5 protein-coding genes are annotated in these 6,135 nt (G+C 60.0%); 3 read left to right on the forward strand and 2 right to left on the reverse strand.

The window, feature by feature from the left end:
• Nucleotides 1-523 precede the first annotated feature (523 nt).
• Together A9K71_RS22900 and A9K71_RS22905 are read left to right on the forward strand one after the other, a co-directional pair.
• Nucleotides 524-1,027 carry a transglutaminase-like cysteine peptidase gene (locus tag A9K71_RS22900; protein ID WP_245299739.1) on the forward strand — a complete coding sequence of 168 codons (504 nt, stop codon included), beginning with the start codon at nucleotides 524-526 and terminating at the stop codon, nucleotides 1,025-1,027.
• Nucleotides 1,028-1,240: 213 nt separating this feature from the next.
• Entirely contained in the window at nucleotides 1,241-2,863 is a 1,623-nt protein-coding gene (locus A9K71_RS22905; protein WP_067001382.1) for a GNAT family N-acetyltransferase, read from the forward strand.
• Nucleotides 2,864-2,999: 136 nt separating this feature from the next.
• On the opposite strand, the gene A9K71_RS22910 is transcribed toward A9K71_RS22905, so the two are convergent.
• Together A9K71_RS22910 and A9K71_RS22915 are read right to left on the reverse strand one after the other, a co-directional pair.
• The gene (locus tag A9K71_RS22910) at nucleotides 3,000-3,482 is read right to left on the reverse strand and encodes a hypothetical protein (protein WP_067001392.1); all 483 of its coding nucleotides are present in this window, start codon (nucleotides 3,480-3,482) and stop codon (nucleotides 3,000-3,002) included.
• A gap of 7 nt (nucleotides 3,483-3,489) precedes the next feature.
• Nucleotides 3,490-4,278, reverse strand: a complete 789-nt coding sequence (locus tag A9K71_RS22915; RefSeq protein ID WP_067001385.1) for a response regulator transcription factor — start codon at nucleotides 4,276-4,278, stop codon at nucleotides 3,490-3,492.
• A 603-nt stretch (nucleotides 4,279-4,881) separates the two neighbouring features.
• Between A9K71_RS22915 and A9K71_RS22920 the strand changes: the two genes are divergently transcribed.
• The coding region (locus A9K71_RS22920) for a hypothetical protein (protein WP_067001389.1) at nucleotides 4,882-6,135 on the forward strand (1,254 nt) is incomplete at its 3' end.

Genomic DNA, 6,135 nt, shown 5'->3' on the forward strand with positions numbered 1-6,135 from the left:
CCCTCGCCGTCGCTGGCAAGGACGGAAGCGATGAGAGCCGTTGTGATTGGCGGGCACATTGCGATTTGTGCGCGCGTGAGGATGCTTGCGCGGTTGCTGGCGATGCAGCAAAGCGCGTAGTTGGATTCCGTCAGCGGCTGGCATTGGGCGGCCGTCAAACGCGGTCGAACATTGCTCTGTGCCGATGCCGGAAGCGTCAAACTCACCGCCATAAGGGCGGATGAGACAAGCAGAATTGCGCGAGCGCTGCTCGCGCACCTTGGGTACAGGTGCATTTCTTCCTCCTAAGAAGGGAAAAAAGGCGCTCCCGTCCCCAAACTGGGCGCTATGTCAAAGTTTCCGACCATCGGAAACAATTTGTTAAGCATACATTGTTTTAGAATCTGTGCAAACGCTAATAGCGAGTCTTGATTTACCAAACCGGCGAAGATGATCTCGGTCTATCGATCCGAGGGGATGGAACGTGATTCGTTTGGCAGCGCTCGTTGCCGCAGTCATGGCTATGGCTGGCTGCAGCGAAACCATGCAGACTTCCGGCACTGCGTCCATGATGGTCACCAAGGGTTACGCTTTCGCCCCGCCGGCCGCCCGCGGCTTCTGCGCCAGGCAGCCAAGGCTCTGCAGCCCAGGCGGACACGTCAAGCAGGTGAAGCTCACCGAAAGGCGCATGGCCGAGTTGAAGGCGGTCAACAGTTCCGTCAATGCCAGGATCATCGAACGTGACGACCGTTCCACCGGCCTCGGCGACGATTGGCGGATACCGACAAACGCCGGCGATTGCGAGGATATCGCGATCCTGAAGAAGAGCGAGTTCATGAAGCGCGGCTGGCCGGCTTCAGCCCTGCTGCTGACGGTCGTTACATCGGGCGGCGCGGGCCACACCGTGCTTACCGTTCGCACCGACAAGGGCGACCTGATCCTCGACAACCGAACCGACGCCGTCAGGAACTGGGCGCAGACTTCCTATCGCTATTTTGCGCGGCAATCCCAGTCCGAAAACGGCAAGTGGCTGCGGATCGATTCCTGATCGATTGTCCCCGTCGGCGCAGTGCCGCGCCTTGACCGCCGGCGCAATTTCGCGCCGCGCAGAGATCCATCAATCCTTTGATCGGCTTGCACGGCCGGTTCCGTCATGGAACCATCATCGGGGGCATTCCTTGGCTTTGGTCCAAGGATTGGGGAATGGCCGATACAAGGACCATCGACTATTGCCGACGCTCCACGAGCAAAGGGCAACGCCATGCGTGTGGATGTCATCGACAGTTTCGATGCTCTCGTTGAGCTGAGGGACAACTGGGATGCCGTCTACGCTGCTGACCCGGAGGCTCAGTACTTCATGTCCTGGCCATGGATGGCGGGCTGGTTCAAGCGGCTTCGCTACCAATGGCTCGTCCTGGCCGCCAAGGAAGACGATTCAGCCAGCTATGTCGGTTTCTTCCCGCTTCAGCTCCGAACGGAACGAGCCAGGGACGGTGCGTTCCAAAACGAATTGCGGACGGGCGGCGGCTACTTCGCCGGATATGCCGGCTTCCTTTGCAAACCGGAGGTTCAGGATGCCGTTGTCCGGGCCTTCGCCGATCATACGAAGCGGCTGAACTGGGCCAAGCTGCATCTTGAGAACATCTTTGCATCGCCGCCGCGGCTGAGTACGTTCCTCGAGCAATTTTCCGCGCCGGAATTCCTGACCGGCAAGATGAGGCGTCCCGACGACGGCGACGGCATCGACCACGACATCTATGTCTATGTGAACCTGCCGGGCGACTGGGAAGACTTTCTCAACGACCGGCTTGGCGCGGCGACCCGCAAGACCGCGCGGCGGACGCTAAGGGCAATCGACGACGCATCCGAGTATCACGTCACCAACGTGACCGCCGCAACGCTGGAGCGCGATCTGCAGACGCTACTCCGGTTCTGGGAAAGCCAGTGGGGCGCGAAACTGGCGGCGCGATATCACCCAGGCCTGCCGCAGGCGATGATCAACAACTTCCGTAACATGCTGCGCTGTGCCTTCGAGGACGATGCCCTCTATCTCCCAGTCCTGTGGCGGGACGACAACCCGATCGGCGTGCAGGCCACCTTGATCGACCGGAAGAACCGGGCACTGATCGGGATGCTCAACGGGCGCGATCTCGCGGTCAAGAAGCCCGCGCCCGGCTTCGCGCTTCATCTCTACAGCATACGCTGGGCCATTCAGAACGGCTTTGCCGTCTATGATCTGCAGACCGGGGATTTCTCTTACAAATATGATTTCGGCGGGCTCGAGCGCCGGGTCGAATGCCTTCTCGTCAGCACGGCCAGCCGCCGCAATCTGCGCGACCGCCTGGAGAGCCGGAGCCTGCCGGTCGTGCTCGCGCGCGCCAAAGCGCTTCATCAGGCCGGCGATCTTGAGGCGGCTCTGCGTGGTTGCCGGCAGATCCTGGCTGCCGATCCGGCCCATGCCGAGGCGCAATCGCTGCTTCGACAACTGGATGCCGCGCGACAGGCCCTTCTGCCGCAAAAGCTCAGCGTTGCCGCCCGTTTGCACCAGGCCGGAAACCTGGCCCAGGCGGAAAAGATCTACCGCGAGATCCTGGACGTCGAACCCAGGCGCTTTGACGTGCGCTACCTTCTCGGCGTGATTTGCCTGCAGCAGCACCGTTATGGCGACGCGGAGCGGCAGGTCGGCCAGGCGATCGAGATCAATCCGAACATCGCTGCCGCGCACTACAATCGCGGCCTGGCGCTGATGAAGCTCGACCGAATAAAGGACGCGCTCACAAGCCTTGACGAATGCATCGCGCTGGAGCCGGGCCACAGCCGGGCCCTGGCGCTTCGCACCGAGGCGCTGAAAGCCATCGGGCGGATCCCTGCCTCGGTTGCTTGAAGCGCGTCGCGCTGAAACGGATTCCGGCGACCTGCTTCAAGTCTTTGTTTTGATGCATGTGATCGTCGTAGAACTGCGCACATTTCCGGGCGACATGCATTAGCAGGGAGCAACCAATCCGGACGAGATCCGCGGCCTATCTCGGGAACGAATTGTCGATAACAATCGACCAGATATCCTTGTTTATTTCTCTGATGTCCTCGATGGAACCGTGGATTCTTCTCATCTCCTCGTCATCGAGCGCTTCGATCTTTCCGTATTTGACCTCGTCCTTGCCGTCCACGATTCGCATCAGCTGCGTGCTTCCGTGGGTTCCGGCCTCGTCGAACGAATAGATGCAGTGGCTGTATTTGTTTCGCAGCTTCGCCTGGCGCGTGAGCTTGCCGGTGACTGTCAGCACCGCCCGACGGCAGGCGGCCGGCGTCTTCGGGATTTTCGCCAGCCGCTCTACCAGCTCGATGCGCGCGCGGGTCGTGTTCAGCGTCAGGAAAATGATGATCGCCGTTTCCTTGTCGACCTTCGCAAGACCGGCAATCAGATAGATCAGCAGACTCTCGGTGTTGGTCCATGTGTAATTCAGTTGGCCAACGAGGAGCAGTATCTCCTGAAACCGAGGCATCATCGGCTCACGGCGAAGATTGGACGGACTGTGGCGAACCGGATCGTTCCAAGCCGCCGTGAAAGCTATCCTTGCGCGCATGAAACACCGCGGCCGCCTCGGTCCGGTTGTGAGCCCCAAGCTTGGTTATGATGTTGTGCAGATGGATCTTGACCGTGTGCTCCGACAGGCGAAGGGTCGCGGCTATGATCTTGTTCTGCAATCCGCGAGCGACCATTTCCAGGATCTGGAACTCACGGTCGGTCAGTTCGCCCATCTCCTCGAAACCGGACCGGTCCGGCCTTGGTTGTTCGGCAGGCGTCGAATGATCCGACGCCTTTTGCGAGAGGCTGCGTGCGTATGACTGGAACATCGCCAAGGGGAAATATTCGCCGCCGCGAAGCATAAGCCGGATGACCGAAAGCCAGACATCAAGCTTCAAATCCATGGGCAGGACGCTGCGCACGATCTTGAGATCGAGAACGTCGTGCATTGAGACGGAAGCTCGGCTGTCGTGCTGCACCAGGACGATCGGCGCTGCCGGATGATGCCGCATCAGTTCGGCGGCATAGCCGTCGATCTTATGCAGGAGCTCGGTGTCGATAAGGACCAGGCAGACGGGATGCTCGAACGGCGCGCAGGCCGCTTCGATGCCTGTAGCCTGCTCGACGACTATCGAGGGAAATTCCCTCTCGATGGCGTATACTAGACATTCTGGAAAGCTGTCAGTAGAGGAAACAGTCAGGATAATTCTACGCGCCGCCCAACTCTCTCCGGCACCGCTACCTACGGTGCTGTGCACGTTAACTCTGGACATGGTTGCCACCCCACCCTAGACGAATACTGTCGGTTTAGTTCTTTCCCTTCTTCAAATTTTCAGGGGCCGCCACCCCCGTAAACAGCTAGCCTTAACGACTTATACACCAAATTAGACCGGACTGATATAGTTCGGATGAGCTATAGCTAATTTTCTCGTCGTCGCTGCCGACTGGAGACGTTCGACAGAGTCGCCGCCACCTGATCTGGGCAGGAATCTCGGCATTTTCGCGGCCGGAGCACGTCCGGGCAGCGGTCCGGCCGAACGGGCTAGCCCGAACTGTCAGCTTACAATCACCGCCCTCTGGTTCCAGACTTTCCCGGGTTCCATGTGGGATTGGGGCATATCCAGGACTCTTCCGTTTGAACGACCGGATCCTTGGTGATCCGGCGCTCCCCCGGGTTTTGCCTTGGGACGGCCGCCTCTCCCGAAGTCAAAGGGAGGTACTCAAGCAAGTCATGACGAAATTCGGATTGCGGACCTCAGTCCCCTCGGTCCGGCAGTCCATTCACCGCATTAAACGCAACGTCCGCGTACAGCCCATAGCCGCGTAAGAGAAGAATGCGGTTCGGCAGTCGCGGCCTTCAAACAGAGGACACGACCATGTCTCTCGACCTCGACAAGAACAACATCAACGCATTCGGTTTGCAGATCGTCGACAGCGAATTCGATATCGGTGACGGCGGTGGCGAAAACGAAAACAAGAACTACAATACCAACGACGCCAAGAACGAGAACGAAAACGAGAACAAGGCCTCGAACGAGAACGAAAACAAGAGCGACAACGACAACTCGAACGAGAACAAGTCCTCGAACGAGAACGAAAACGAGAACAAGGCCTCGAACGAGAACAAGAACGAAAACTCGAACGAGTCCAAGAACGAAAACTCGAACGAGAACAAGAACGTCAACGAGACCAAGGTCGACGTCGACGTCGACGTTGGCGTCAAGCTCGAAGGTGAGCTCGGCAATTCCGACGATGATTTCGCCGATATCTATGCCAACGACGACATGAAGATCGACACCATGATCAACAATAAGGACGGCAACGTCACTTATGATCCTGGCGACGACGTCACCTTCAAGGACATCCTGAACAATTCGATGACCGGCGCCGGCACCAACACCGCGTCGATCATCAACCAGACCCTGAACATGTATGACAACGACAAGCTCGACAACGCGACCGTCAAGAACGACGCCGATTTCAAGCTTGATCTGAACGCCAAGGGCGGCCACTCCGAAGCCGGTGACGGCATCTCGGCAGGTGGTGGGACCGCGGACGGCGGCAGTGACGCCAAGGCCAATGGCGGCGAAGGCGGCAATGGCGGCGACGCCAAGTCCGACGACGTCGAAGCCGGCGACGGCAAGGGCGGCCTGGCTCTCAGCGCGGCTATCGGCGGCGACTCCAAGAGCGACAACAAGGCCGACGCGGGCGACGCCAAGGCCGGCGACGGCGATAGCGGCGACGCCAAGGGCGGCGAAGTCGACACAGGCGACGCCAAGGGCGGCTACGGCGACGGCGGCAACGCCAACGGTGGCGATGGCCTCGGCCTCGGTTTCGGCCTCGGACTGGGCCTCGGTGTCGGCGCTGCGGAAGCCGGCGATGCCAAGTCTGACGACGGCGGCGACGCCAAGTCGGATGCTGGCGACGCCAAGGCGGATGCTGGCGATGCCAAGGCCGATGGCGGCAATGGCGGCAATGGCGGTGATGGCGGCGACGTGACCGGCGGCGATGCCAAGTCGGACGGCGGCGATGGCCTCGATGTCGACGGAAAGCTGTCGCTGCTGAACTACGGTGAAGGCGGCGACGCCAAGAGCCTCGCCGGCGACGCCACCGGTGGTGGTGGCGTCGCC

This window comes from Mesorhizobium sp. WSM3873, assembly GCF_001672445.1.
Taxonomy (GTDB): domain Bacteria; phylum Pseudomonadota; class Alphaproteobacteria; order Rhizobiales; family Rhizobiaceae; genus Mesorhizobium.

Bases quoted from the DNA above. Each gene is read 5' to 3' on its own strand.
- A9K71_RS22900 (WP_245299739.1), top strand. From the start codon at position 524: ATGCAGACTTCCGGCACTGCGTCCATGATGGTCACCAAGGGTTACGCT.
- A9K71_RS22905 (WP_067001382.1), top strand. From the start codon at position 1,241: ATGCGTGTGGATGTCATCGACAGTTTCGATGCTCTCGTTGAGCTGAGG.
- A9K71_RS22910 (WP_067001392.1), bottom strand. From the start codon at position 3,482: ATGCCTCGGTTTCAGGAGATACTGCTCCTCGTTGGCCAACTGAATTAC.
- A9K71_RS22915 (WP_067001385.1), bottom strand. From the start codon at position 4,278: ATGTCCAGAGTTAACGTGCACAGCACCGTAGGTAGCGGTGCCGGAGAG.